This is a genomic window from Streptomyces sp. Root1304 (genome assembly GCF_001426405.1).
Taxonomy (GTDB): domain Bacteria; phylum Actinomycetota; class Actinomycetes; order Streptomycetales; family Streptomycetaceae; genus Streptomyces.
Genome location: NZ_LMEP01000001.1, coordinates 831,020 through 854,256 on the forward strand (window position 1 = coordinate 831,020; position 23,237 = coordinate 854,256).

Here is a 23,237-nt window from a genome sequence, read left to right on the forward strand (position 1 = left end):
TCCTACTCCTCCGTCCTTGCCGCTTCCGGCTCCATGACCGGCCAGGCGATCTCCAGGCGGTTGTCCGGGTGGTCCGGGGTGCCGGTCCAGTTGCGGAAGACCGAGCGGACCGGGCCCGCGAAGGCGAAGCCGTGGTCGGCGGTCCAGTTCGCGACGGCGTCGTACGCGGAGAGGATGTCCGGGTACGCGGCCGCCGCGCCCACCACCTCCGTACACGCGAAGGAGTTCTCCGGGAGGTCCCTCACGGACATCCCCTCCGGGAGAACCCCCGGCTGGGCGCCGGTCGCCGAGAACGGCAGGCAGGCCTCGACGAGGGTTTCGTTCTCCTCGTCGCACACCCCGTGGTACCGGACGAACGCGGGCCCGGTGAAGGTGAGCGGGCCGCGCCCGGCGAGGGCGTACATCTCCTCGTAGGCGGTACGGAGGAAGGCGTCGAGTCCGGAGTGGTCCACGGTCGCGCCGCGGACGAGGACGCGTTGGGCTTCGCCCTGGCGAAGGGTGACGGGGTGGCTCATCTCTGCTCCTCGGGTCAGTCGGTTCAACAGGCCGTGGACGACGGACCGCTGGCGGGCGAGCCGGGTCTCCGTGGCGGTGAGGTGGGCGCGCAGCGCCGACGCCAGCTCCTCGCCGCCGTCGCCGTCGCCGTACGCGAGCAGCCTTCGCACCTCCTCGATGGGAATGTCCAACTGCCGCAGTGCGCGCACGAGTTGGGCGATGCGGAGCTGGTCGGGCCGGAAGTAGCGGTAGCCGCTGTCCGGGTCCACATGGGCCGGGGTGAGGACACCGCTCGCGTCGTAGTGCCTCAGGGCGGTGACCGAAAGGCCACTGGCCCGGGAGAACTGCCCGATCGGCAGCAGGTTCGTCCTGTCCATGGGGAGGACTGTGCCGTCTCGGGTAACCCGAGAGTCAACAGGGCGGCCGGCCTCTCACGACCGGGCGACCAGCCGCACCGCGAGCACCACGATCAGCGTGCTCGACGCGAGCGCCGTGACGAGCCGCCCCCGGGCCCCGGCGAGGGTCCGGCCGAGGAGGGTCCCGCCGAGGGCGAGGAGCAGCTGCCAGCTCGCGGAGGCGAGGACGGCCGCGAGGACGAAGGCGCTGCGGTCGGGGAGGGTCGCGGGCGAGGAGGGCCCGGCGGCGAGGACGAGCGCGGCGAAGTAGATCACCGTCATGGGGTTGAGGACCGTGATCCCCAGGAACGTGAGGTACGCGCGGGCCGGTGTCAGGGCCGTACCGTCGTCGCGGGAGGCGAGGCCGCCGGTACGGAACGCGGCGAGCGCGCCGTGGGCCGCCCGGAGCGCGAGGGCGACGAGCACCACCGCGGAGGCCCACCGGAGCGGGGTCATCACCGGGGTGAGCAGCGGGACGAGGGCGGAGCCGCCGAGGACGGCGACGAGTGCGTACACCCCGTCGGCCGTGGCGACGCCGAGGGCCGCGCCGGCACCCGTACGCCAGCCGGTACGGGCTGTGACGGCCACCAGGTAGGCGCCGACGGCGCCGACCGGGATCGCGATGCCGTAGCCGGCGAGCAGGCCGGCCACCACCGCGGCGGTCACGCGACGGCGGTGATCGCGCCTTCGGGGGAGCCGGTCTGCTGCTGTCGGCGGTAGGCCGAACCGTCCTTCGTACGGGCGAGGAAGCCGCCGATCACGAGATACCGGCGGAGCGCCGAGAAGTCCTCGTGGACGGTGAGCAGGGCCTCGTTGACCTCGGACTCGCGGTAGTCGCGGCCGTCGTCGAAGAGGGTCGCGGCAAGGTGCGCGAGCAGGGCCTCACGGCGGGCGGGCCGACGGGGGACGGCCTTGAGCCGCCCGTCGGCGGCGAACAGGTCCGCGACGGAGCGGGGGGAAGGATGACTGGTCATGGGCGCAAGAGTGGCCGCCGGTCCCCCGCCCCGCAAAGGGTTTTCACTTCGGCTCGGGCCGCACGATCACGTTCACGGCCGGCTGGACGGTGGGCAGGAAGGACCGGACGCCGGCGCGTTCGAAGAGGGGCCGGGCCTTCTCGACGAAGGCGAGGAAGTCGTCCTCGGACTCCCAGAAGTCCACGACCCGCCACCCACCGGTCCCGTCGGGCCCGGCGGCGTGCGCGATGAACCCCTTGGGCGGGAACCAGTCGGTGGCCCGGAGCATGCGGGTGGTCTCCTCGTACTGCTCCTGGGTGCCGCCGGGGAGCTCAAGGGTGACGATGACGGCCATGGGGGCTCCTGTACGTACGGGAAGGGTTCGCTGCCCAGCAGACCAGGAGGCCCGGGGGGCCGCACGGGGACGGCCTCCGAACGAGCGAGGGGCACTGACCCGGGGGTGAGCGTCAGCTGTTCCACTCCGAGGGGGTGAACGTCAGCCGCTCCACCTGTCCGGGTTCGTATGTCTCCTGGATCGGCTTGCCGTTGACGACGAGCCGGAAGGCTTCCGCGTCTCCCAGGACGAGGCTGATCTGCTCCCCGTCCGTGAAGGTGCGGGTCTGGCCCGCCTGGAGGACGCCGTCGAAGAGCGACCCTCCGTCGGAGGCCTTGGCCGAGAGCCAGGCGCTCCGCTCCTTGGTGCTGACCACGACGGTCACCTTGCCCTCGGTGCTGTCTCCGGTGGCGGCCGGCGGAGTCGACGGTGCCGGAGCGCGGGTGGAGGGCGTTTCGGTGGCTGAGGGATTCCCGCTCGGCCCCGATGCGGCGGCCGAAGGAGGGTTCTGGTGGTCGTCCTTCTGCATGAGGAGGTACGTACCGCCGACGAGTGCGGCGATCACGGCCGCGAGCACGAGCCCGAGGGACAGGGTGCGTCTGCGGGAAGGGCCGGACGGGAGGGAGGGGACGGACGCGGGGCCGGGCGCCTCCGTCGGAACGGCCGCGGTGGGGGTGTACGGGGCCGGGGCCGTGCCAGGACGGGCGGGCGCGGGATCCGACGCCTCGGCCGGGACGGCCACGGTGGGGGTGTACGGGGTCGAGCCCGGGACGAACAGGTCCAGGAGTTTCGCGGGCGTGGGCCGGTCGGCGGGGTCCTTGGCCAGGCAGGCGGCCACCACGGGACGCAGCCCCTGCGGCACCGTGGACAGGTCCGCGGGCTCGTGCACCGAGCGGTACATCAGCGCCATCGGCGTACCGGCGCCGAACGCGCTGCCGCCGGCCGCCGCCACCAGCACGGCGCCGAGCGCGAACACATCGGCCCCGCCGTCGACCTCGGCGCCCTGGGCCTGCTCGGGAGCGAGAAACCCGGGGGTCCCGAAAGCGGCTCCGGTGGAGGTCAGCCGGGTGGACTCGACGGCCCGCGCGATCCCGAAGTCGAGCACGCGGGGGCCGTCCTCGGCCATGATGATGTTGCCCGGCTTGAGATCGCGGTGGACGAGCCCGCAGGCGTGAACAGCCTGCAGCGCTTCCGCCAGGGCAGCCCCCAGCAACCGCAGCCGGTCCTCGTCCATGGGCCCCTGCTCCGCGAGCAGCCCGCTCAACGTGGGACCGGGGACGTACGCGGTCGCGAGCCAGGGCGCCGCGGCCTCCGGGTCGGCGTCCACGACCGGAGCCGTGTGGAACCCGCCGACCTTGCGCGCCGCGGCGACCTCCGCGCGGAACCGCTCACGGAAATGCGGATCGGCGGCCAGCTCGGGACGGGCGACCTTGACGGCCACGGGACGGCCGCCGCGCGACCGTGCCAGGTACACGGTCCCCATCCCGCCGGCGCCGAGCTCCCGCTCCACGGCATAGCCGCCGATATGCTCCGGCAGATCCGATGCCGACCCCATGTCCCGCACGACCACTCCCCCTACGCGTTACGGCACATCAGTATGACCGGCCACAGCCCCGCCTTGAGGAGGCTCTCGCGATGGATCCCGTGACCGCCCGCTTCATCGAGACCGCGACGGCCTTGCCGCCCGCCGTGCTGGCGACGGTGTTCGACGAGATGGTGGACCGGCGGTCGACCGGAGGCCGGGAGGCGAGCCGCGCGGCGAAGGTGTCCGCGTCGGAGAACTCGTCGATCAGCCGCGCGGTGCGATCCGCGCTGCTCCCCCGCGCCGACGAACTGACGGAGGCCCGGGACGGCCTGCACTCGGACGCGATCTCCGCGTGCGGGATCGCGGCCCGGGCGGTCCGCAAGCGGGGGAAGCTGACCGAGGAGCAGTACACGGTGCTCGTGGAGCCGTTCGCGGCAACACCCGCGGCGGTCCCGGCCTGGACGCCAACCGGGGACTGAGGCGCGCGGGATCACCGACTTCCGCACTCCGCCCAAGCGCTGCGCGAGGACGCCATCGCCCACGAGATCGTCGTCTACCCCGGGACCGAGTTGCAGGACAAGCGCGGACCCTACGGCAGCGGGGCTACCCTGCCGCGAGGGTGCCACTGCGGTTTTCGGCGACCCCCAACAAGTTGGCCAACTGGTCGCCCTTCCAGCCGGATCCGTACCCCTGCAAGGCGGTGATCCTCTCACCCTGGAAGCTCACCACGAGCGCGGGGGATCCCTTCAAGAAGAACTGAACGGGCCTCCCATTCTGCGAACTGAGCACCGTGGCGTCGCAGCCCTTCAGATGTTTCCGGTACGCATCCAAGACCCCATCGGACTCTCCATCCGACGGAATCAGGACGTTCTCCTTCAGGATTCCCCCGTCCGAACCTTCCAGGGAGGCGGACGCCCATCGCCGGATTCCCGATCGGTACAGATCTTGATTCGAGGAATCCGGTGACCTTGTCCAGGGGAATCCGGACGTCTCACAGGAGTTGGTCGGAGTTGTCGCGGTGCCCTGCCCGGTAGCACACGTGGTGCCCGCCAGGTCAACGATGCGTGTTGATCGATTCTTCTTTCCCGCGCCGGGCCAGACATCCTGAACAGAGAGCAGCCCCTCGCCATGTGCGGCCGTTTCGAGCCCGCAATCAACGCCCGGCGGCCGGGCCGACTCCGGCCCCTTGCTCTCGACATCTTCCGTACAGCTCACGGTCATGCCGGCGAGGCAAACCGCTACTGCCGCCTTCCACGCCCACACACGCTGGGACTTGAGCACCGTTTCGCTCCTCTTCAAGCCGGGACCGGTCAGCGGGCCTCAGAGTAGTTGTCCATGGCGAGGATCTTGCCGTAGGTCGTAGAGGTGGTGCAGTTACTGTAGGTATGGACCCTTTTAACGTTGTACGCGCGCATCAAAATCCCGTCCTTGTACGAGACGGTCGTATGCGCGGGTGCGGTCACGGTGAAAGCGGTCGTCGTAGTGTAGGAGGCGGTTACCGATGACGAAATCCCGAACTTGGCGTTGACTTCGGCAATGACCGCACTGGCAGACAATCCCACCTCCACGGACACCTCGGTGGTCTTCGACTTCGACGAAGAGTGAGTAAACGTCTTACTGATAGTTCCACCGGACGCGTTCTTCAGCGTTCCAGAGTCGAAGGCGTACCAGTTGTTCGAGGTCCATGTGTAAGCACGATAGTCGTGCGGCTGACAGTACTCAGACTGAGGCGAGGGGTCCCCCGTAGCCGCTGCGGCGTTCCCAGCACAAAGAGGGCTGAGAGTCAGCCCACACGCGACCAGGGCCATCTTCGTCTTAAGCAGCACGAATTCCTCCAGAATTTACTCCACCCCCCGTCGGAGTGGCCTTCTCTGAGCAGAACTTACGGGCCCAATCGACCAACCGCTGAGCGAAGCGAATAGGTTTGAGCATCCCTTGAGGAATCGCGAGCCGAAAGTGAAGTATGTGAATCTACTCCCGATGGCTTGATTCATCTGCAATGTCATGGCGTACACCCTCCCCGGCATCCAATTTGCCCTGGTTGGATGGCGATAGTGCACGCATCTGACGCGCTCCACACCTCACCTGCAGTCAGCCGCGTTGCCAAACCGACTCCGTCAAGTTGCCAACCCCGGCAAGGCGGCGGGTGCCTACTGCACACAACAGGGCAGCTTCGCTGTGCGGTTCAGAAGCTCCCCAGGGTGGCCCTGGCCTGCATACTCCGACGATCGAGGAGCAGGCTCGACCACGCCACGACGAGTCGGATCCGCGGGCCACGCAGTCCTGCCACGCCATCGGTGCCCGACGTCAGCATGGCCTCGCCGCCCGCCGGCTCGATGCCGGGGCACAGCTCCGCCGACGTCCACGAACACGTCCTGCGCGGCGCGCCGTCCACCTCGACGCCCTCGGACGCCGCGACGGGCCTGTGGGCAGCCACGTCGCCCCTGCTGGCCGGGCGGGGCAGGCTCTATCTGGAGGACTGCGAGGTCGCCCGGGTCTCGGGCCCGGATAAGCCCATGGACAACGGCGGGGTACGCGCGTACGCCATCGCCCCGGACGCGGCGGAACACCTCTGGGAATGGTCCCTCGCGGCGACGGGGACGGCACCGATCCCGCGCTGAACCCGTGCGGCTACGGGACGCCGCCGATCCCGCGCCCGCGCGGCGCCGCGTCACACTGGGCTCTGTCCGTTCGGCCCGACAGGGGGCCGCCGAGCCGGAGGGTCCCGTCACCGTGAGCATCCATCTGCACCTTCGAGCCGTGGCCGAGGACGGGATCCGGGACGACCACACCTGGCTCGCCGCGTTCATGTCCGAGGCCTGGGAGAACCACTCCGCCGAGTACGAGGCGGGTGTCGCGGTCTCGATCGCCAAGGTCTGGAACGCCGTCGACGGCCTCTACGCCGCGGCCGAGGCGCTCGGCGCGGACGCCGACGAGCCCTGGAGGCTGCCGATCTACGGCGGCCGGCCCGTGGCGCACGGCCCCGACGCCGACCCTTCGAATCCCCCGCTGATGCTCCTGGAGCCGGTGGGGGTGTCGCGGGCGGCCCGGTTCCTCGCGGCGGTCTCGTTCGACGAGCTGTGGAGCGCTGCCGGCCCGGGGTTCACCGGCCTCGGCCGGGCCAGAGAGGAGTTCCTCGACCACCACGGGGCACTCAAGGAGTTCTACGGGCGGGCGGCGTCGGCGGGGCACGCGGTGGTGAAGGCGGTATGGGCGTGAGACGTGACCGCGAGGGGACGGCAGCGGGCGGGCGGACGGTTCCGCGCGGTGGGCGATGACCTTCGGCCGGTGAAGAGGCGGTTCGGATACCGTCTCCGCGGAGGTGGAGTCCCGTGTCCTGGCCGTCTGTGATCCTTTTCGCGCCCGCCGTGGAGCGCGCGGCGCTCGAAGCGCGCGTCCGGGCCTTCGGGCTCGTGCCCGATCCCGTGACGGGTGACGAGAAGCTGCACTGGGAGGGGTACTCGTACTACCTCGACCTCTCGGGCGGGATCCTGTCGGACTACGAGCCGGACGAGCTGGCGGAGTTGGCGGCGAGGATCGGTGAGCCGTACGGGGTCTACGTCTCGTGCCAGTCCATGGACGCGGCGCGGACGTTCCTGCGCAGCGCGCTCGACGGCTTCGACGGCCTGATCGACACGAACCACTTCGACGTGCTGCGGGCGGGGGAGTTCCTCGCGCTGCTGGACCGGCACCCGGACTGGGACTGGCGCCGCCACCCGAGCACGGACCTGGGGTAGGCCGCGCGCGAGGCCCCACGCCTCCGTCAGCCCAACTGCGCCCGCGCGTACGCGGTGAAGGCGGACCAGGCGGCCGGGGTGACGGTCAGCTCGCCCTGGGCGTGGTCCTTGGTGTCGCGCACGCGCACGCGGGGAAGGTTGTCGGCGACCTCGATGCAGTTGTCGTTGTCGCCGCTGTACGTGCTCTTGTGCCAGTTGGGCTCAGTCATCGTGCTTCCCCAGTGCTTCGCGGATGATCTCTTCCGACTCGACGGTCCCGAGGGCGTCGGCATGGAGCCGATCATAGATCCGCTGGAACCGGTCCACGTCGGCCGCTTCGACCATGTAGCGGCCGGTACTGAAGCCCTCTGTGTAGGCGGTGCGTTCACCGGACGGCAGGGTCAGGAGGCTCACGGAGCCGGCAATGGAAGAACGGGTCGCTTCCAGGATCTGGATGTTGATGAACGGGCACGTGACCGCTTCGAGGAGTCGCTCGATCTGCCCGCGCATCACCTGCTTCGACCCGATCACCTTCGAGAGCGCGTTCTCGTCGAGGACCACCCAGAACCACGGCGGTCGCTCGCCTTCGAACACCCTCTGCCGCTCCGCACGTCGCCGAACGGCAGCATCGAGGTCGCCCTCGCCGCTGGGGTCGGCCAGTTGCATCGTCGCCCGTGCGTATTCCGGTGTCTGGAGCAGGCCCGGAACGGAGAGCGAGAACTCGTGTATGGTCCGCGCCCGCGCCTGGTCCCTGAGGAACCCCTGCGCGTAATCGCGGAAGGCCGTGCGATCACGGATAACCAACAGGTTCGCCATCGCCCCACCGAGCTCCAGCACCTGGTCCAGCTGGCGCCCGAGCTTCAGATCCGGCGGGTCGCCGTTCTCGATCTCGGAGATCCGCGTCGTACTGCTGAACACCTTTGCGGCGAGGTCTTGTTGGCGCCATCCGAGGCGCTTGCGCGCGTCGCGGATCATGCCGGCGATGAAGCTTTCCAGGCTCTCGCTCGGGTCGATGTCGTTCTGGGCCGGCATATGCCTCGTTTCCTGATCCCCGGGGGAAACCCAACTACTGGTGAGCGTAGGTCCAGTCGCGTCATCGTGGAGGCATCCAGGAGGAGATCCATCAGAAAGAGAGCCCTCCATGCGTACGTCCACCCACACACCGCCCGTCCATCCCTCCCGCCCCGTCTCCGAGTCCGAAGCCGCGCGGGTCTTCCAGGACCTCAAGGCCGCCATGGACTCCGTCGGGCTTCCCACCAGTGGGCTCTACCGCGACGTCACCCACTCCCCCGGCGGCGACGTCCACCGCTACGGGCTCGGGGTCGTCAGTCTCCTCGGGGCCGAGCGGCTCACCGTGCTCCTGCGTGACGCCCGAGCCACCCCGTGAGGTACCGCGTCGGCGAGGTCGTGACGGACGCGCAGCGCGCGCTCACCGGGCGCGTGCGCGGCGTGCACGGCGGCATGCTGGTCCTCGTCCGCCCCAGCGGCTACCTGTGGGAGGCGGCGGCCGACCAGTGCTGGGCCGCGAGCCCCGAAGAGCGCGAAAGCCTCACCCCGCGCGGAGCGGTCCGCGTCATCAGCACGTCACCGTCGCCCGCGCGGCCCTCTTCCTGATCGCCGTGGCCGTGGGCGCGCTCCGGCCCCGTACACGCAACGCGGCCACCGCGAACTCAGGTCCGATACGGGGGACTTCACTCGTACGGGCGTACTTCATCCGGTGTGTCCGCTTGCGCACCTTCCGTGCGGTACGTTCGCGCAAAACGGCCCCCGTCGATGGCTAGCGACCATCGCCGGGGGCCTCAACCACTCGTGGAAACAGGCCACTGTGATCTACCGGAACGTTATCTCCCCCTGCCGTGCCTTCACCCAGTTCTCGCACGAACTCATCCGGCACCCCCGCCTTCGCTCCGACGCCGTTCGGCTTCTGACCTGGCAGCTCTCCCTCCCCCGGGGCGCCACGGAAAATCTGTCCCGTACGGCTGAACGTGCCGGCATCGGCGCGACCGCCTTCACCCGTGCCAAGCGGCAGCTCATCGACGAGGGCTTCCTGCACGAGCGGCGCGTCCAGGGCGCCGGTGGCCGCTGGGTCACCCAACAGCTCGTCTCCAGTCGGCCGTTGACCTCCGACCAGGCCGCCAAGCTCCTCGCCCGTACGCCCCTCCGCACCAGCCCCGATCCCGCGTCCCCGCAGGTCGCACCGGGTCGCGGAACACCGGTCGCCGGTGACCCGCCCGTCGGCGACCCGGCCGTCGACGCGCCAACTCCCCCGTCGACCGACGGTCATCCAGATAAAGATCCTGGGGAAGAGACCTCCAACCTTCCCCCCGCGCCCCGGAATGCTCCCGAAGTCGAAGCCGAAGCCGTCGCCGTCGCCGTCGCCGAGCCGGAAGAGCCCCGCGCCCCCGCCGAGTCACCCCACCTCGACGACGCCCGCGCCCTCATCGGCGCCCTCCCCCTCCTCTCCCCCGCCCTCCGGCACATCCCGCCCGGCATGCGCGACGAACTCGCCCGCCTCGCCGCCCGCTGGCTCGACGCCGGGCACAGTTCCACCGACGTCCACGAGCACGTCCTGCGTGGCCTCCCCGGCGCCGGGACCCCCGTCCACCGGCCCGGCGGCCTCGTCCGCTACCTCCTGCGCGCCGTACCGGCCCGCGAACTGCCCCGCCCCGCGCCCACCGGCACCCGCCTCTCCCCCCGTCTCGAAGGCGCCCGCGAATGCCTCAGCGGCACCCACACCCACCCCATGCTCTTCCGGCCCGTCGCCGACGAGACCCTGTGCCCCGACTGCCGCACCTGACCCCCGGGCCGCCGCCCCTCAGCCGGTCCAAGCCCCGGGCCGCCGCCCCACAGCCGGTCCAAGCCCCGAGCCACCGCCCCTCACGCCCGGCCCGAGCCCCCGCCCCGACCCTCAACGCCCCCGCGCCCCCCACACCCTGCTCAGGTCCAGCACGCTCAGCGCGAACATCACCACGCCCAGCGGCAGGTGCACCGACGGCACGTGTGCCACGCCCAGGATCACCTGTGCCGAGGCCAGGACCAGGAAGCCCGTCGCGTACAGGATCGGGCGCGGGGAGCCGCCGCCCGGCCGCCACGCCAGGACCGCCGCGAGGAGGTACACCATCGTCGCGCCGTACATCACCCGCGCCCCGACCCCGTGCAGCAGTTCCCCGTACGACGAGGAGAGCACCAGCCCCGCCGTGCTCGCCTGGAAGAAGATCGCCACCGTCTGCAGCGCCACCGACACCTTCAGGAACGTCGCTCCGTTCCGCCCCGCCGTCGTCGCCTGTACCGCCATGGTCCGGCCCCCACTTCCCGCCTCGCGGCGGTCGATCGATACTGTCTCGACAGTCCGACGAAACGGAGCCGCGAAGTGTGAGGCGACGTGCGCCGACCGGGGGAATCAGGAGCTTCGCCGTCATGAGCACTCGCACCGGGACCGACCCCGCCGCCCTCCTCCGCGAGCGGCCCCTGCTCCTCAACATCGCCTACCGGCTGCTCGGTTCGCTCACCGAGGCCGAGGACGCCGTGCAGGAGGCGTACGCCCGCTGGTACGCCATGCCGCCGGAGAAGCAGGCCGCCGTCGACGCCCCCGGGGCCTGGCTGACCACCGTCACCGGCCGCGTCTGCCTCGACCTGCTCGGGTCGGCGCGGGCCCGGCGCGAGCGCTACGTCGGCGAGTGGGTCCCCGAGCCGCTGCCCGACCGCTCGGAGTGGATCGGCGGGGCGGCGGGCGGCCGGGTGCCCGCCGATCCCGCCGACCGGGTCACCCTCGACGAGTCCGTCAGCATGGCGTTCCTCGTCGTCCTGGAGTCGATGACCCCCGCCGAGCGGGTCGCCTTCGTCCTCCACGACGTCTTCCGTTACCCCTTCCCCGAGGTCGCCGGGATCGTCGGCCGGACGCCCGCCGCCTGCCGGCAGCTCGCCTCCTCGGGGCGCCGCCGGGTCCGCGCCGCGCACGCCCCCGCCGTACCGGCGGCCGGGCAGGCCGGTCTCGTACGGCACTTCAAGGAGGCCTGGGAGGCCGGGGACATCCAGGCCGTCGTCGGGCTCCTCGACCCCGACGCCACGATGACCGCGGACGGCGGCGGGCTCGTCGGAACGGCCCTGCGGCCGGTCGTCGGCAGCCGGAGCATCGCCGAGTACCTCGTGTTCATCGCCGCCAAGGCCCCCGGCCTGACCCTCCTGGAACGCACGGTCAACGGCCGGCCGGGGCTGGTCGCCCAGCACTCCGGCGTGACCGTGACCGTGGCGGCCTTCGACCTCACCGGCGACCGCGTCGGCCGCATCTGGGCGGTCCGCAACCCGGAGAAGCTCCGGGCCTGGGCCGCCCTCGACGCCGGGTCTCCGGGCAGCCCCGGAGACCCCGGCACCCCCGCCCCGGCTACTGACCCAGCCGGTACCTGATCTTCTTCGTCAGTTCCCTCAGGTCCGGCTGCCGCAGCAGGCTGTAGTGGTCCGCGTCCAGCTCCACCACCGTCGGCGGGCGCGTCGACCAGCCCTCCGCATTCTCCAGGAACGAGTAGTCGTCCCCCGCCGCCTTGAAGAGCGTCACGGGGCAGCGCGCCTGACGCTCACTCAACTCCTTGAAGGTGTACGTGAACTCGAAGGTCTCCTCGACGATCGCCACGATCCGGCCGATCAGATCGGGGTCCAGGGCCGGGAAGCGGTCCGCGACGTGCGCGACGAACGTCGCCCGGTCCCGGACCTCCGGCGGAAGCTCCTCGATCGCCCCCGAGAACACCGAGTTGAGGATCGTCACGAACGCCGGGTTGTCGTACGTCGCCCCGCCCGTCTCCGCCGACCGGACCTTCGGGGAACCCGGAGCGATCAGGAAGAGGTTCTCGACCTGCTCCCCCGCCGCTTCGAGCAGGTGCGCCGACTCGAAGGCGACCCGGGCGCCGAAGGAGTAGCCCCACAGGGTGTACGGGCCCGCCGGCTGGCGCCGCCGGATCGCCTCCACGTCCGCCGCCGCCATGTCACGGATGGTGTCGTACGGTTCCTCGCCCCGGTTGATGCCGTAGGCCTGCACCCCGTAGAAGGGGCGGTCGATGCCGATCTCCTCCGCGAGGTGCCGCAGGTTCATCGTGTAGCCGCCGAGACCCGGCCAGCAGTAGACCGGCGGGCGGGCGCCCGGCGCGTGGAGCCGGACCAGGCGGGAGGCGGGGGTCGCGGCGGCGCCGTCCAGCTGGTGGGCGAGCTTCTCGATCGTCGGGCGGTCGAAGAGGATCTGGAGCGGCAGCGCCGCGCCGAACTCGCGGTTGATCCTCGTGACGAGCGCGACCGCGATCAGCGAGTTCCCGCCCGACTCGAAGAAGTCGTCGAGGACGGAGACCGCCCCGGACTCCTCGTACTTGAGGGCCGCCGCCCAGATCTCCGCGAGCCTGCTCTCCGTGCGGGTGCGCGGGACGACGTGCGGGCGGCCGTGCAGGCCCGCGTTGACGACCGCGAGTTCGCCGAGCGCCTTCGTGTCGACCTTGCCGTTCGCGGACAGCGGCAGCCGGTCGAGGACCACGACCCGGTTCGGGATCATGTAGTCCGGCAGGTGGTGGACGAGGTCGTCGCGGATCATCTCCGCCGGACCCTTCATGTGGACGGTGTCCTCGTACATGCCCTCGCTCAGCCGCTGCTCCTCGGAGACCCGGCCGCCGACGAAGAAGTACGAGGGGCCGGTCTCCCGGCCGGCCGCCGTCAGGATCTCGTCGACACGGCGGGCGGCGGGCAGCGGATGGCCGGACTTCGAGCTGTAGCCGGAGGACATGAACCCGAGGCCGTGGCCGCCGAGCTGGAGGCGCTGGAGCGCGCGACCGAGGTCGACGTACGCCCGTCCCGTCTCCGCCGTGCGGCTGATCACCGTGATGCCGAGCGCCGCCCGCTCGTAGACCGCCTGGTTGATCGCGATCACGTGCTTCTTCTCGACGAGGGAGGGCGAGACCGGGCGTAAGCCGCCCTGCTCGTAGGCGTACTGGCCGGCCGGGAGGTCCGTCACCCGGCCCGGGTGCGCCTGGACGTAGACGTCGACCTCGGGGTCGGCGCGGCACTCCTCGTCGTACGGGTGGATCTCGTACGAGGCCTCCCCGGCCCCCGCGCCCCCGGAACCGGCCTCACCGGGCGCCGACGCCCCCCACGGCCTGATGTCCAGCCCGTACCCCGGCAGGATCTCCTCGAACAGGCCCACCATGTGGCCCGTCTCGATCTCCAGGACCTCCTGGATGTTGTTCCGGTAGACCGGCTCGATCGCTTCCCGCCGCCCCCGGAACGACACCCGCAAGCACGGTTCGCCCTCGCCCCCGGCCGCCTCCGTCAGGTACAGCCGGTGCCGGACCGGGTGGTAGTAGTACGTGCCCGGCTCCAGGCCCGTGATCCCGCGCGCCTCCACGTACAGCTGGGTGGCGTACAGGGCGCCCGGGGACGCGAAGCCGTACTTCGGGAGCAGGCGTTCCTCGCTGGTGAACTGGCCGAACCAGCGCAGGACCTCGCCCAGGTCGCCCACCGTCAGGCCGGCGATCGTCCGGGAGCCGATGCCCTCGGGGCGGCGGGCCAGGGCCGCGAGGACGTCGGCGCGGGTGACCTCGCCGCCCTCGTAGAAGCGGTAGGTCTTGCGGGCGAAGACGGTGCGGCGCATCCGCTCGGTGGGGGTGACGCCCGGCAGGACGACGACGGGGCGGCCCGCGAGGTCGGCGTCGTCGCGGGTGCCCGCGTCGGAGAGCTGCGCCTTGACCTGGAGCTTGGACTCCTTGGACTGGTGGTGGGCGCCGTGGTTGCCCTGGTCCATCAGGGCCGCTTCCTTCGGGGACAGCTCGACGCAGGCGACCAGGTTCTGGAAGCCGGTGCGGGGCTCGTCCTTCACGATCACGGCCGCGTTCTTCACCCAGTCGTGGTTCTCGACGGCGAGCGCGATCTCGTCCAGCTCGACGCGGAAGCCGCGGAGCTTGATCTGGTTGTCGGCGCGTCCGGCGAACTGGACGGTGCCGTCCTCGTTCCAGTGGGCGAGGTCGCCGGTGCGGTAGAGGCGCTCGCCGGTCCCGGTGGTGACGAATCGTTCCGCCGTCAGCTCGGGACGGTCCAGGTACCCCCGCGCCACCTGGACCCCGCCGATGCACAGCTCGCCGTCGCGGATGTGGAAGGTGGTGTCGTACGCGGGTCTGCCGATGGGTATCGCGGCCGGCCCGTCGGCGGTGAGCGTCGCACGGTCGACCGTGTGCGAGGAGGCGTTGATGGTGCACTCGGTGGGGCCGTAGAGATTGATCAGCTCGGCGGCGGGCAGCTCGGCGAGGAGCTGCGCGGCCAGGTTGCGGGAGAGGATCTCGCCGCCCGAGTACACCCGGCGGAGGCTGGTGCAGGTGCCGAGGCGCTCGGTGTCGACGAGGGCCTGGAGGAGGGTCGGGACGCCCTGGAGCATGGTCGCGCCATGGGCGCGGATCGCGTCGACGAGGGCCTCCGGGTCCCGGTAGCAGCCGGGCGGGCCGACGGCGACGCGGGCGCCCACAGCCGGGGCGAGGATCTCCCACTGGGCGGCGTCGAAGCTCATGGGGGTCTTCTGCAGGACGGTCGCGCCGGGGCGCAGCCGGTGCTCGGCGGCCATCCAGCGCATCTGGGCGACGATCGAGCGGTGCTCGACCATGACGCCCTTGGGCTTTCCGGTGGAGCCGGAGGTGTAGATGACGTACGCGAGGTCGCACTCGTCGATGCCGTACGGGACCACCTCCTCGCCCGCCCTCCGCCAGGCGTGCCGGACGGCGTCCTGGAGGGTGACGACGGTGGTGCCGGGCGGGGCGAGCGCGGTGACGCGGTCGCGGTGGCGGTCCTGGGTGAAGACGATCCGGGCGCCGCTGTCCTCGATCATGTAGCGGACGCGCTCCTCCGGGTACTCCGGGGAGAGGGGGACGTAGGCGGCGCCGGAGCACAGGACGCCCCAGGCCCCGATCACCAGTTCGAGTGAGGGATCGACGTGGACGCCGACGCGGGTGTCCTTCGTCGCGCCGAGCGTCCGCAGGTACGCGGCGAGGACGAGGGCGCCCTCCGACAGCTCCCGGAAGGTGAGCGTCTCGCCCTCGTACACCACGGCGGTGGCGTCGGGCCGTTCCAGTGTCTCGGCGTGGAGCAGCCGGTCGAGCGTGCTGGGCATGGCGTTCCTCTGGAGGAAGGGGGCGACGGGGACCCGGGCCCGGCGCCCCCGCCGGCCCTCAGCGGTAGATGAGCAGTTCGTGTTCGGTCGCACCGGTCAGCTCGTAGCGGGTCCGGACCAGCGGGCGGCCCGCGTAGATCCGGATCAGGGTGGCGGCGTCCCCCTTGAAGGAGGCCGGCGGGCGGCCCTCGACGGGGTTGCCGAGGGCCACCGGGGTGGCGTCCCGGTCCGCGAGGACGCCCACCAGGCGGGGCGTCTCCCGCTTGCGGCTCGTCACCGAGAGGAGCGGCAGGGCGAGGTCGAGGCTCTCGCCGCAGTAGGCGCCGGGTTCGCCGAAGGCCTCCCGTACGTCTCCGGCGTGGACCCACTCGCCGAGCGCGACGGCGTCGAGCCTGCCGTCCTCGCGCGCCGCGATGACCGGTCCCGCCTCGGTGAGGCCGCGTTCCAGTTCGTCGAGGATCCGGCCGAGCGGCCACTCCTCCCGCTCGGCCACGTCGCAGGCGTTGGCCTCGGGCAGGAACACCCCCTCTTCGAGCCGGCCCTCGACGATCCGCACGAGGGCCGCCCCGCAGTGGGCGAGGACCTGCCGCGCCGTCCAGCCGGGGCAGGCGGTACGCAGCTCGTACGCCTCCTCGGAGGTGCGGCGGAGCAGCGGCATCAGCAGGTCCCGCTCCGTCCTCAGGAGCCGGTCCGGTAGCCACGGGTCGCGCACGTCGGGCGCGTCACCTGGGTCGTCGGTACACATGCGTCCTCAGTAGCGGTAGTGGTCCGGCTTGTACGGGCCCTCCACCGGGACCCCGATGTACGACGCCTGCTCGGGGCGCAGGGTCGTGAGGCGGACGCCGAGGGCGTCCAGGTGCAGCCGGGCGACCTTCTCGTCGAGGTGCTTCGGCAGCGTGTACACGTCGACGGGGTACTCCTCCGGCTTCGTGAACAGCTCGATCTGGGCCAGCGTCTGGTCCGCGAAGGAGTTCGACATCACGAAGGAGGGATGTCCGGTGGCGTTGCCCAGGTTCAGCAGCCGGCCCTCGGAGAGGACGATGACGACCTTGCCGTCCTCGAAGGTCCAGGTGTGGACCTGCGGCTTGACCTCGTCCTTCACGATCCCGGGGATCCTGGCCAGGCCGGCCATGTCGATCTCGTTGTCGAAGTGGCCGATGTTGCCGACGATGGCCTGGTGCTTCATGCGGGCGATGTCGGACGCCATGATGATGTCCTTGTTGCCCGTGGTGGTGATGAAGATGTCCGCGGTCTCCACCACATCCTCCAGGGTGGCGACCTGGTAGCCGTCCATCGCCGCCTGGAGCGCGCAGATCGGGTCGATCTCGGTGACGATCACCCGGGCGCCCTGGCCGCGCAGCGACTCCGCCGAGCCCTTGCCGACGTCGCCGTAGCCGCAGACCACGGCGGTCTTGCCGCCGATGAGGACGTCGGTGGCACGGTTGATGCCGTCGATGAGGGAGTGGCGGACGGCGTCGTTCACGTTGATCGCCGGGAAGAGCAGCGCGCCCTCGCGGTGCATCTCGTACAGGCGGTGGACGCCCGTCGTGGTCTCCTCGGTGACGCCGCGGATGGCGGCGGCGATCGTCGCCCAGTCGAGGGTGGTGCTCCGCAGCAGCTCCAGGATCACCCGGTGCTCGTCGTTCTCCGCCGTCGACGGGTCAGGGACCTCGCCGGCCTTCTGGTACTCCACACCCTTGTGGACGAGGAGCGTGGCGTCACCGCCGTCGTCGAGGATCATGTTGGGGCCGTCGGCGCCCGGCCAGGTCAGCGCCTGCTCGGTGCACCACCAGTACTCCTCCAGGGTCTCGCCCTTCCAGGCGAAGACGGGGATCCCGGCGGCGGCGACGGCGGCCGCCGCGTGGTCCTGGGTGGAGTAGATGTTGCAGGACACCCAGCGGACCTCGGCGCCGAGGGCGACCAGGGTCTCGATGAGGACGGCGGTCTGGACCGTCATGTGCAGCGAGCCGGTGATCCGCGCCCCGGCCAGCGGCTGCGCGGCGGCGTACTCGCGGCGGATCGACATCAGGCCCGGCATCTCGTGCTCGGCGAGGGTGATCTCCTTGCGGCCGAAGGCGGCCAGCGAGATGTCGGCGACCTTGTAGTCAGAGAAATCAGACATGTGCGGCAACTCTCCTTGCGCTGAGGATGGTTCGGTGGATGTGCAGGGCCGCCGTCGACTTGTTCAGCGTGATGTAGTGCAGGCCGGGCGCGCCCTCGTCGAGCAGCCGCAGGCCCATCCGCGTGGCGTGCTCGACGCCGATGCGGTACGCGGCGGCCGGGTCGTCCTTCGCCGCCTCCAGGCGGTGCGCCAGGTCCTCGGGGAACGCGGCGTCGCTCAGCTCCGCGAAGCGCCGGATCTGGCGTACGTCGGTGGCCGGCATGATCTCCGGGATGATCGGGGTGTCGCAGCCGGCGGCCGCCACCCGGTCCCGCAGCCGCAGATAGTCCTCGGGGTCGAAGAACATCTGCGTGATGGCGTAGTCGGCCCCGGCCCGGCACTTGGCGACGAAGTGCGCCAGGTCCTCCGCCGGGCCCCGGGACCTCGGGTGACCCTCCGGGAAGGCGGCCACCCCGATCCGGAAGTCGCCCAGCGAACGCACCAGCTCGACGAGTTCGTAGGCGTAGCGGAAGCCCTGCGGGTGCGGGGTCCAGGCGCCGCGCGGGTCGCCCGGCGGGTCGCCGCGCAGCACGAGGACGTCCCTGACCCCGGCGTCCGCGTACGCGCCGATGATGGCCCGCAGCTCGGCGACCGAGTGTCCGACGGCCGTCAGATGCGCGACGGGCCGCAGGGTCGTCTCCGTGACGATCCGCTGGGTGACGTCGATGGTCCGGTCGCGGGACGAGCCGCCCGCGCCGTACGTCACGGAGACGAAGTCCGGGGACAGCGCCTCCACCCGGCGGATCGCGTCCCACAGGGTCTGCTCGCCCCGGTCGGTCTTCGGCGGGAAGAACTCGAAGGAGAACGTGGGGTTCACGCACGTGGGGTTCACAGGCGCCGGCCTCCCGCGTTGAAGTAGCTCGCCTCCGGGTGGTGGACGACGATCGCGTCCGTCGACTGCTCGGGGTGCAGCTGGTACTCCTCCGACAGCTCGACCCCGATCCGCTCCGGGCGGAGCAGGGCGGCGATCTTCGCCCGGTCCTCCAGGTCGGGGCAGGCCGGATAGCCGAGGGAGTAGCGGCAGCCCCGGTACTCGGTGCGCAGCATCCCTTCGAGGCCCGCCGGCTCCGAGGCCCCGGCGATGCCCCACTCGGCGCGCACCCCGGCGTGCCAGTACTCGGCCAGGGCCTCCGCCAACTGGACGGAGAGGCCGTGGAGTTCGAGGTAGTCGCGGTAGGCGTCGGCGGCGAAGAGACGGGCGGTCTCCTCCCCGATGCGGGAGCCGACGGTGACGACCTGGAGGGCGACCGCGTCCACCTCGCCGGAGTCCTCGGCGCGGTGGAAGTCGGCCAGGCAGAGGCGGCGGCCCCGCTGCTGGCGGGGGAAGGAGAAGCGGGTCCGCTCGCCTCCGTCCTCGTCCAGGACGATCAGGTCGTCGCCCTTGGACACACAGGGGAACCAGCCGTACACGACGGCCGCTTCGACCAGGTCCTCGCGCTCGATCCGGTCGAGCAGGGCCCGCAGCCGCGGCCTGCCCTCCGTCTCGATGGTCGCGTTGTCCTTCAGTCCCCACTGGCCCTTGAAGAGGGCGGTCTCGTCGAGCCAGGGGGCGTACTCCGCGAGCGGGATGCCCTGGACGACCTTCGTCCCGAGGAAGGGGGGCTCGGGCACGGGGTTGTCGGCGGCGACGTCGGAGCGGCCGGCCGGCTCGGGCTCCCGGACCTCCACCACGGGCGTCTCCCGCTTGGGGACCCGGCGCGGCTTGAGCGGCGGCAGTACGGCTCCGGGGACGCCGCGCTTGACGCCCATGAGCGCGTCCATGAGACGCAGGCCCTCGAAGGCGTCCCGGGCGTACCGCACCTCGCCCTCGTACAGCTCGTGCAGGTCCTGCTCGACGTACGCCCTGGTCAGGGCGGCGCCGCCGAGGATCACGGGGAACTTCGCGGCCAGTCCCCGGCCGTTCAGCTCCTGGAGGTTCTCCTTCATGATCACGGTGGACTTCACGAGGAGACCGGACATGCCGATGACGTCGGCCCGGTGCTCCTCCGCCGCCTCCAGGATCGCGGAGACCGGCTGCTTGATGCCGATGTTGACGACGTTGTAGCCGTTGTTGGACAGGATGATGTCGACGAGGTTCTTGCCGATGTCGTGGACGTCGCGTTGTAGCCGTTGTTGGACAGGATGATGTCGACGAGGTTCTTGCCGATGTCGTGGACGTCGCCGCGGACGGTGGCGAGCACGATCGTGCCCTTCCCCTCCGCGTCCGACTTCTCCATGTGCGGTTCCAGATGGGCCACGGCCGTCTTCATGACCTCGGCGGACTGGAGCACGAACGGCAGCTGCATCTGGCCCGAGCCGAACAGCTCACCGACGGTCTTCATGCCGTCGAGCAGCACCTCGTTGACGATCTCCAGAGCCGGACGCGACTCCAGGGCCTCGTCGAGGTCCGCCTCCAGACCGTTCTTCTCGCCGTCGACGATCCGCCGCTTCAGCCGCTCGTCCAGCGGCAGCGCGAGGAGTTCCTCGGCCTTGCCGGCCTTGAGGGACTTCGCCGTCGCGCCCTCGAACATCTCCAGGAAACGCTGCAGCGGGTCGTACCCCTCGCGGCGCCGGTCGTGGATCAGATCGAGCGCCACCTCGACCTGCTCCGCCTCCAGACGGGCGATCGGCAGGATCTTCGAGGCGTGCACGATCGCCGAGTCCAGGCCCGCCTTCACGCACTCGTCGAGGAAGACCGAGTTGAGGACGATCCGGGCGGCCGGATTCAGACCGAAGGAGATGTTGGAGAGGCCCAGGGTGGTCTGCACGTCCGGATGGCGGCGCTTCAGCTCGCGGATCGCCTCGATCGTGTGGATGCCGTCCCTGCGGGACTCCTCCTGACCGGTGCAGATCGTGAACGTGAGGGTGTCGATCAGGATGTCCGACTCCCTGATCCCCCAGTTCCCGGTCAGGTCGGCGATGATCCGCTGCGCCACCGCCACCTTGTGCCCGACGCTGCGGGCCTGGCCCTCCTCGTCGATGGTCAGCGCCATCAGCGCCGCGCCGTGCTCCTTCGCGAGCGCCGTGACCTGCGCGAACCGCGACTCCGGCCCGTCGCCGTCCTCGTAGTTCACCGAGTTCACCACGGCCCGGCCGCCGAGCTTCTCCAGACCGGCCCGCAGCACCCCGATCTCCGTCGAGTCGAGGACGATCGGCAGCGTCGAGGCCGTCGCGAACCGGCCGGCCAGCTCCGCCATGTCCGCGGTGCCGTCCCGGCCCACGTAGTCCACGCACAGGTCGAGCATGTGCGCGCCCTCGCGGATCTGGTCCCGCGCCATCTCGACGCAGTCGTCCCAGCGGCCGTCGAGCATCGCCTCACGGAACTTCTTCGAGCCGTTGGCGTTGGTGCGCTCGCCGATCGCCAGGTACGCGGTGTCCTGCCGGAACGGCACGTGGCTGTAGAGGGAGGACGCGCCCGGCTCCGGCGTCGGCCGCCGGTCCAGGACGGCCGCGCCCCGCACCCGCTCCACGATCTCCCGCAGGTGCTCCGGGGTCGTCCCGCAGCAGCCGCCGACCAGGGCGGGCCCGTACTCGCGGACGAAGTTCTCCTGCGCGTCGGCCAGTTCGGCCGGCGACAGCGGATAGTGGGCGCCGTCCGAGGTGAGGACCGGCAGACCCGCGTTCGGCATGACCGAGATCGGGATCCGGGCGTGCCGGGACAGGTGCCGCAGGTGCTCGGCCATCTCCGCCGGGCCGGTCGCGCAGTTCAGGCCGATCATGTCGATGCCCAGCGGCTCCAGGGCCGTCAGCGCCGCCCCGATCTCCGAGCCGAGCAGCATGGTGCCCGTGGTCTCCACGGTGACCTGGACGATCACCGGCAGGTCCACACCCACCCAGTCCAGGGCCCGGCGGGCGCCGATGACGGCCGCCTTCGTCTGGAGCAGGTCCTGCGAGGTCTCGATGAGCAGGGCGTCCGCGCCGCCCCGGATCAGACCCTCCGCGTTCTGCTGGAAGGCCTCCCGCAGCGGCTCGTACGTCACGTGGCCGAGCGTCGGCAGCTTCGTACCGGGGCCCATGGAGCCGAGCACCCAGCGGGGGCGGCCGTCGGCGGCCGTGTGCGCGTCCGCCGACGTACGGGCGATCCGGGCGCCGGCCTCGGACAGCTCGTACACCTGGTTCTCGATGCCGTACTCGGCCAGCGCCGCCAGGTTCGCGCCGAAGGTGTTCGTCTCGACGCAGTCCACGCCCACCGAGAAGTAGGCGTCGTGGACGGAGGCGACGATGTCGGGGCGCGTGAGGTTGAGGATCTCGTTGCAGCCCTCCAGCTGCCGGAAGTCCTCCATCGTCGGGTCGGCGGCCTGGAGCATCGTGCCCATCGCCCCGTCGGCCACCACGACCCGCGTCGCGAACTCCTCCCGCAGGGAACGCCGGGCGGTACTCACGTCAGCCCCCTCAGATGTGTCACGAGCGTGGCCGTGCAGCCCACCCCGTACGTCGTCCTGATCCGGTCCAGGAGGGAGTCCCGGTGCAGCCGGTACTCCTGCGTCCCCACGTAGTCGAGGACCGTCGCGGCCACCGCGCAGCCCAGCTGCGCCGCGCACCGCTCCGGCACGCCCCACAGCCAGCCGGCGAGGAAGCCCGCCCGGAACGCGTCCCCGACCCCGGTCGGGTCGACGACCCCGGCGACCTCCACCGCGGGCACCGCCAGCGGCTCCCGGCCCTCGCCCCGGACACGGACGCCCGCCTCGCCGTGGGTGGTCACCCAGGTGCCCACCCGGCGCAGCACGTCCGCCTCCGCCCAGCCGGACTTCTCCAGGAGGAGCGCCGTCTCGTACTCGTTGGTGAACAGGAACCGCGCCCCGTCCACCAGCTCCCGCACCTGCTCGCCGTCGAGCCGCGCCAACTGCTGCGAGGGATCGGCGGCGAAGGGAATCCCCAGGTCACGGCAGGTGCGGGTGTGCCGCAGCATGGCCTCGGGGGCGTCCGGGGAGACCAGGACCAGCTCCAGCCGGCCGGTGCGCGCGACCACGTCCCTGAGGTCGATCTCGCGCGCCTCGGCCATCGCCCCCGCGTAGAAGGTGGCGATCTGGTTCTGGGCCCGGTCGGTCGTACAGACGAACCGGGCGGTGTGGAGCGACTCGCTGACGCGCACCGAGTCGGTGTCCACACCGTGGTCCTTCAGCCAGACCCGGTACGGCTCGAAGTCGGCGCCGACCGCGCCCACCAGGGCGGGACGCAGACCGAGGACACCGAGTCCGAAGGAGATGTTCGCTGCCACTCCACCGCGCCTGACCTCCAGGTTGTCGGCGAGGAACGACAGGGAGACCTTGTCGAGCCGGTCGGCGAGCAGCTGCTCGCTGAACCAGCCGGGGAAGGTCATCAGATGGTCGGTCGCGATGGATCCCGTGACAGCGATGCGCATGGCCTACTCCCCCACTGCCTTCTTCAGGGCCTCCGCACGGTCCGTGCGCTCCCACGTGAACTCCGGCAGCTCGCGGCCGAAGTGGCCGTACGCCGCCGTCTTCGCGTAGATCGGGCGCTTGAGGTCCAGGTCGCGGATGATCGCCGCCGGGCGGAGGTCGAAGACCTCGCTGACGGCCTCCTGGATCCGCTC

23 protein-coding genes and 2 pseudogenes are annotated in these 23,237 nt (G+C 71.1%); 8 read left to right on the top strand and 17 right to left on the bottom strand.

Annotation, left to right across the window (positions count from 1 at the left end):
- Window positions 1–2 precede the first annotated feature (2 nt).
- The 5 genes from ASD33_RS03810 to ASD33_RS33805 all read right to left on the bottom strand — a co-directional run bounded on the left by ASD33_RS03810 (window position 3) and on the right by ASD33_RS33805 (window position 3,660).
- Window positions 3–872 carry a MerR family transcriptional regulator gene (locus tag ASD33_RS03810; protein ID WP_056553080.1) on the bottom strand — a complete coding sequence of 290 codons (870 nt, stop codon included), beginning with the start codon at window positions 870–872 and terminating at the stop codon, window positions 3–5.
- Window positions 873–926: 54 nt separating this feature from the next.
- Window positions 927–1,556: a LysE family transporter gene (locus ASD33_RS03815; protein ID WP_056553083.1), complete on the bottom strand. Its 630-nt coding sequence runs from the start codon at window positions 1,554–1,556 to the stop codon at window positions 927–929.
- Entirely contained in the window at window positions 1,553–1,864 is a 312-nt protein-coding gene (locus ASD33_RS03820) for a DUF2087 domain-containing protein (protein WP_056553087.1), read from the bottom strand. The genes ASD33_RS03815 and ASD33_RS03820 overlap by 4 nt, the downstream gene beginning before the upstream one ends.
- A 43-nt stretch (window positions 1,865–1,907) precedes the next feature.
- The gene (locus tag ASD33_RS03825) at window positions 1,908–2,198 is read right to left on the bottom strand and encodes a hypothetical protein (RefSeq protein ID WP_056553090.1); all 291 of its coding nucleotides are present in this window, start codon (window positions 2,196–2,198) and stop codon (window positions 1,908–1,910) included.
- Between the two features lie 112 nt (window positions 2,199–2,310).
- Window positions 2,311–3,660 (bottom strand): RodZ domain-containing protein, encoded by a 1,350-nt coding sequence (locus ASD33_RS33805; protein WP_242426848.1) that lies wholly within the window; start codon window positions 3,658–3,660, stop codon window positions 2,311–2,313.
- A 152-nt stretch (window positions 3,661–3,812) separates the two neighbouring features.
- Here ASD33_RS33805 and ASD33_RS03835 point away from each other — a divergent pair, with 152 nt between their 5' ends.
- Window positions 3,813–4,181, top strand: a complete 369-nt coding sequence (locus tag ASD33_RS03835; RefSeq protein WP_056553093.1) for a hypothetical protein — start codon at window positions 3,813–3,815, stop codon at window positions 4,179–4,181.
- Between the two features lie 124 nt (window positions 4,182–4,305).
- Here the strand turns inward: ASD33_RS03835 and ASD33_RS35365 are convergent, their stop codons facing one another.
- Window positions 4,306–4,983 (bottom strand): hypothetical protein, encoded by a 678-nt coding sequence (locus ASD33_RS35365; RefSeq protein WP_157869988.1) that lies wholly within the window; start codon window positions 4,981–4,983, stop codon window positions 4,306–4,308.
- 29 nt (window positions 4,984–5,012) lie between these two features.
- Window positions 5,013–5,528, bottom strand: a complete 516-nt coding sequence (locus ASD33_RS35370; protein WP_157869989.1) for a hypothetical protein — start codon at window positions 5,526–5,528, stop codon at window positions 5,013–5,015.
- A 585-nt stretch (window positions 5,529–6,113) separates the two neighbouring features.
- Between ASD33_RS35370 and ASD33_RS33810 the strand changes: the two are divergent.
- The 3 genes and pseudogenes from ASD33_RS33810 to ASD33_RS03860 all read left to right on the top strand — a co-directional run.
- Window positions 6,114–6,323: pseudogene (locus ASD33_RS33810) on the top strand (oxidoreductase); the annotation flags it as partial.
- Between the two features lie 112 nt (window positions 6,324–6,435).
- Window positions 6,436–6,921, top strand: coding sequence for a DUF1877 family protein (locus tag ASD33_RS03855; protein WP_056553106.1), 486 nt, complete (start codon window positions 6,436–6,438; stop codon window positions 6,919–6,921).
- A gap of 113 nt (window positions 6,922–7,034) precedes the next feature.
- Entirely contained in the window at window positions 7,035–7,439 is a 405-nt protein-coding gene (locus ASD33_RS03860; protein WP_056553109.1) for a hypothetical protein, read from the top strand.
- 26 nt (window positions 7,440–7,465) lie between these two features.
- Here ASD33_RS03860 and ASD33_RS03865 read toward each other — a convergent pair whose 3' ends face one another.
- The gene (locus tag ASD33_RS03865) at window positions 7,466–7,648 is read right to left on the bottom strand and encodes a DUF397 domain-containing protein (RefSeq protein WP_056553113.1); all 183 of its coding nucleotides are present in this window, start codon (window positions 7,646–7,648) and stop codon (window positions 7,466–7,468) included.
- Window positions 7,641–8,450 carry a Scr1 family TA system antitoxin-like transcriptional regulator gene (locus ASD33_RS03870; protein WP_056553116.1) on the bottom strand — a complete coding sequence of 270 codons (810 nt, stop codon included), beginning with the start codon at window positions 8,448–8,450 and terminating at the stop codon, window positions 7,641–7,643. Before ASD33_RS03870 ends, ASD33_RS03865 begins: the two co-directional genes overlap by 8 nt.
- Before the next feature lie 109 nt (window positions 8,451–8,559).
- Between ASD33_RS03870 and ASD33_RS03875 the strand changes: the two genes are divergently transcribed.
- The 3 genes from ASD33_RS03875 (at window position 8,560) to ASD33_RS03885 (ending at window position 10,215) form a co-directional block, all read left to right on the top strand.
- A complete protein-coding gene (locus ASD33_RS03875; RefSeq protein ID WP_056553120.1) occupies window positions 8,560–8,805 on the top strand; it encodes a hypothetical protein in 246 nt (81 codons plus the stop codon).
- A complete protein-coding gene (locus ASD33_RS03880; protein ID WP_056553123.1) occupies window positions 8,802–9,032 on the top strand; it encodes a hypothetical protein in 231 nt (76 codons plus the stop codon). The genes ASD33_RS03875 and ASD33_RS03880 overlap by 4 nt, the downstream gene beginning before the upstream one ends.
- Before the next feature lie 211 nt (window positions 9,033–9,243).
- A complete protein-coding gene (locus ASD33_RS03885) occupies window positions 9,244–10,215 on the top strand; it encodes a hypothetical protein (RefSeq protein ID WP_056553126.1) in 972 nt (323 codons plus the stop codon).
- Between the two features lie 111 nt (window positions 10,216–10,326).
- Here the strand turns inward: ASD33_RS03885 and ASD33_RS03890 are convergent, their stop codons facing one another.
- A complete protein-coding gene (locus ASD33_RS03890; protein ID WP_056553129.1) occupies window positions 10,327–10,713 on the bottom strand; it encodes a hypothetical protein in 387 nt (128 codons plus the stop codon).
- Between the two features lie 122 nt (window positions 10,714–10,835).
- Between ASD33_RS03890 and sigJ the strand changes: the two genes are divergently transcribed.
- Entirely contained in the window at window positions 10,836–11,822 is a 987-nt protein-coding gene (sigJ, locus tag ASD33_RS03895; RefSeq protein WP_056553132.1) for an RNA polymerase sigma factor SigJ, read from the top strand.
- On the opposite strand, the gene ASD33_RS03900 is transcribed toward sigJ, so the two are convergent.
- The 7 genes and pseudogenes from ASD33_RS03900 to ASD33_RS36030 form a co-directional block, all read right to left on the bottom strand.
- A complete protein-coding gene (locus tag ASD33_RS03900; RefSeq protein ID WP_056553135.1) occupies window positions 11,800–15,543 on the bottom strand; it encodes an amino acid adenylation domain-containing protein in 3,744 nt (1,247 codons plus the stop codon). The genes sigJ and ASD33_RS03900 overlap by 23 nt on opposite strands.
- Window positions 15,544–15,601: 58 nt before the next feature.
- Window positions 15,602–16,288 (bottom strand): maleylpyruvate isomerase family mycothiol-dependent enzyme, encoded by a 687-nt coding sequence (locus tag ASD33_RS03905; RefSeq protein WP_056553137.1) that lies wholly within the window; start codon window positions 16,286–16,288, stop codon window positions 15,602–15,604.
- 6 nt (window positions 16,289–16,294) lie between these two features.
- Window positions 16,295–17,665, bottom strand: a complete 1,371-nt coding sequence (gene ahcY, locus ASD33_RS03910; protein ID WP_056553141.1) for an adenosylhomocysteinase — start codon at window positions 17,663–17,665, stop codon at window positions 16,295–16,297.
- On the bottom strand, window positions 17,658–18,521 hold the full coding sequence (gene metF / locus ASD33_RS03915; RefSeq protein ID WP_056553859.1) for a methylenetetrahydrofolate reductase [NAD(P)H]: 864 nt from the start codon (window positions 18,519–18,521) through the stop codon (window positions 17,658–17,660). Before metF ends, ahcY begins: the two co-directional genes overlap by 8 nt.
- 11 nt (window positions 18,522–18,532) lie before the next feature.
- A pseudogene (locus ASD33_RS03920) lies at window positions 18,533–21,999 on the bottom strand (homocysteine S-methyltransferase family protein).
- Between the two features lie 62 nt (window positions 22,000–22,061).
- A complete protein-coding gene (locus tag ASD33_RS03925) occupies window positions 22,062–23,045 on the bottom strand; it encodes a carbohydrate kinase family protein (RefSeq protein WP_056553143.1) in 984 nt (327 codons plus the stop codon).
- A 3-nt stretch (window positions 23,046–23,048) separates the two neighbouring features.
- A partial coding sequence (locus ASD33_RS36030; protein WP_242426823.1) for a methionine adenosyltransferase domain-containing protein occupies window positions 23,049–23,237 on the bottom strand: 189 nt, incomplete at its 5' end.

Excerpts from the sequence above, each read along its gene's own strand:
- sigJ (WP_056553132.1), top strand. The coding sequence starts at position 10,836 with ATGAGCACTCGCACCGGGACCGACCCCGCCGCCCTCCTCCGCGAGCGG.
- ASD33_RS03870 (WP_056553116.1), bottom strand. The coding sequence starts at position 8,450 with ATGCCGGCCCAGAACGACATCGACCCGAGCGAGAGCCTGGAAAGCTTC.
- ASD33_RS03820 (WP_056553087.1), bottom strand. The coding sequence starts at position 1,864 with ATGACCAGTCATCCTTCCCCCCGCTCCGTCGCGGACCTGTTCGCCGCC.
- ASD33_RS03925 (WP_056553143.1), bottom strand. The coding sequence starts at position 23,045 with ATGCGCATCGCTGTCACGGGATCCATCGCGACCGACCATCTGATGACC.
- ASD33_RS33805 (WP_242426848.1), bottom strand. The coding sequence starts at position 3,660 with ATGGGGACCGTGTACCTGGCACGGTCGCGCGGCGGCCGTCCCGTGGCC.
- ASD33_RS03865 (WP_056553113.1), bottom strand. The coding sequence starts at position 7,648 with ATGACTGAGCCCAACTGGCACAAGAGCACGTACAGCGGCGACAACGAC.
- ASD33_RS03825 (WP_056553090.1), bottom strand. The coding sequence starts at position 2,198 with ATGGCCGTCATCGTCACCCTTGAGCTCCCCGGCGGCACCCAGGAGCAG.
- ASD33_RS03875 (WP_056553120.1), top strand. The coding sequence starts at position 8,560 with ATGCGTACGTCCACCCACACACCGCCCGTCCATCCCTCCCGCCCCGTC.
- ASD33_RS03905 (WP_056553137.1), bottom strand. The coding sequence starts at position 16,288 with ATGTGTACCGACGACCCAGGTGACGCGCCCGACGTGCGCGACCCGTGG.
- ASD33_RS03890 (WP_056553129.1), bottom strand. The coding sequence starts at position 10,713 with ATGGCGGTACAGGCGACGACGGCGGGGCGGAACGGAGCGACGTTCCTG.
- ahcY (WP_056553141.1), bottom strand. The coding sequence starts at position 17,665 with ATGTCTGATTTCTCTGACTACAAGGTCGCCGACATCTCGCTGGCCGCC.
- ASD33_RS03810 (WP_056553080.1), bottom strand. The coding sequence starts at position 872 with ATGGACAGGACGAACCTGCTGCCGATCGGGCAGTTCTCCCGGGCCAGT.
- ASD33_RS03835 (WP_056553093.1), top strand. The coding sequence starts at position 3,813 with ATGGATCCCGTGACCGCCCGCTTCATCGAGACCGCGACGGCCTTGCCG.
- ASD33_RS03900 (WP_056553135.1), bottom strand. The coding sequence starts at position 15,543 with ATGCCCAGCACGCTCGACCGGCTGCTCCACGCCGAGACACTGGAACGG.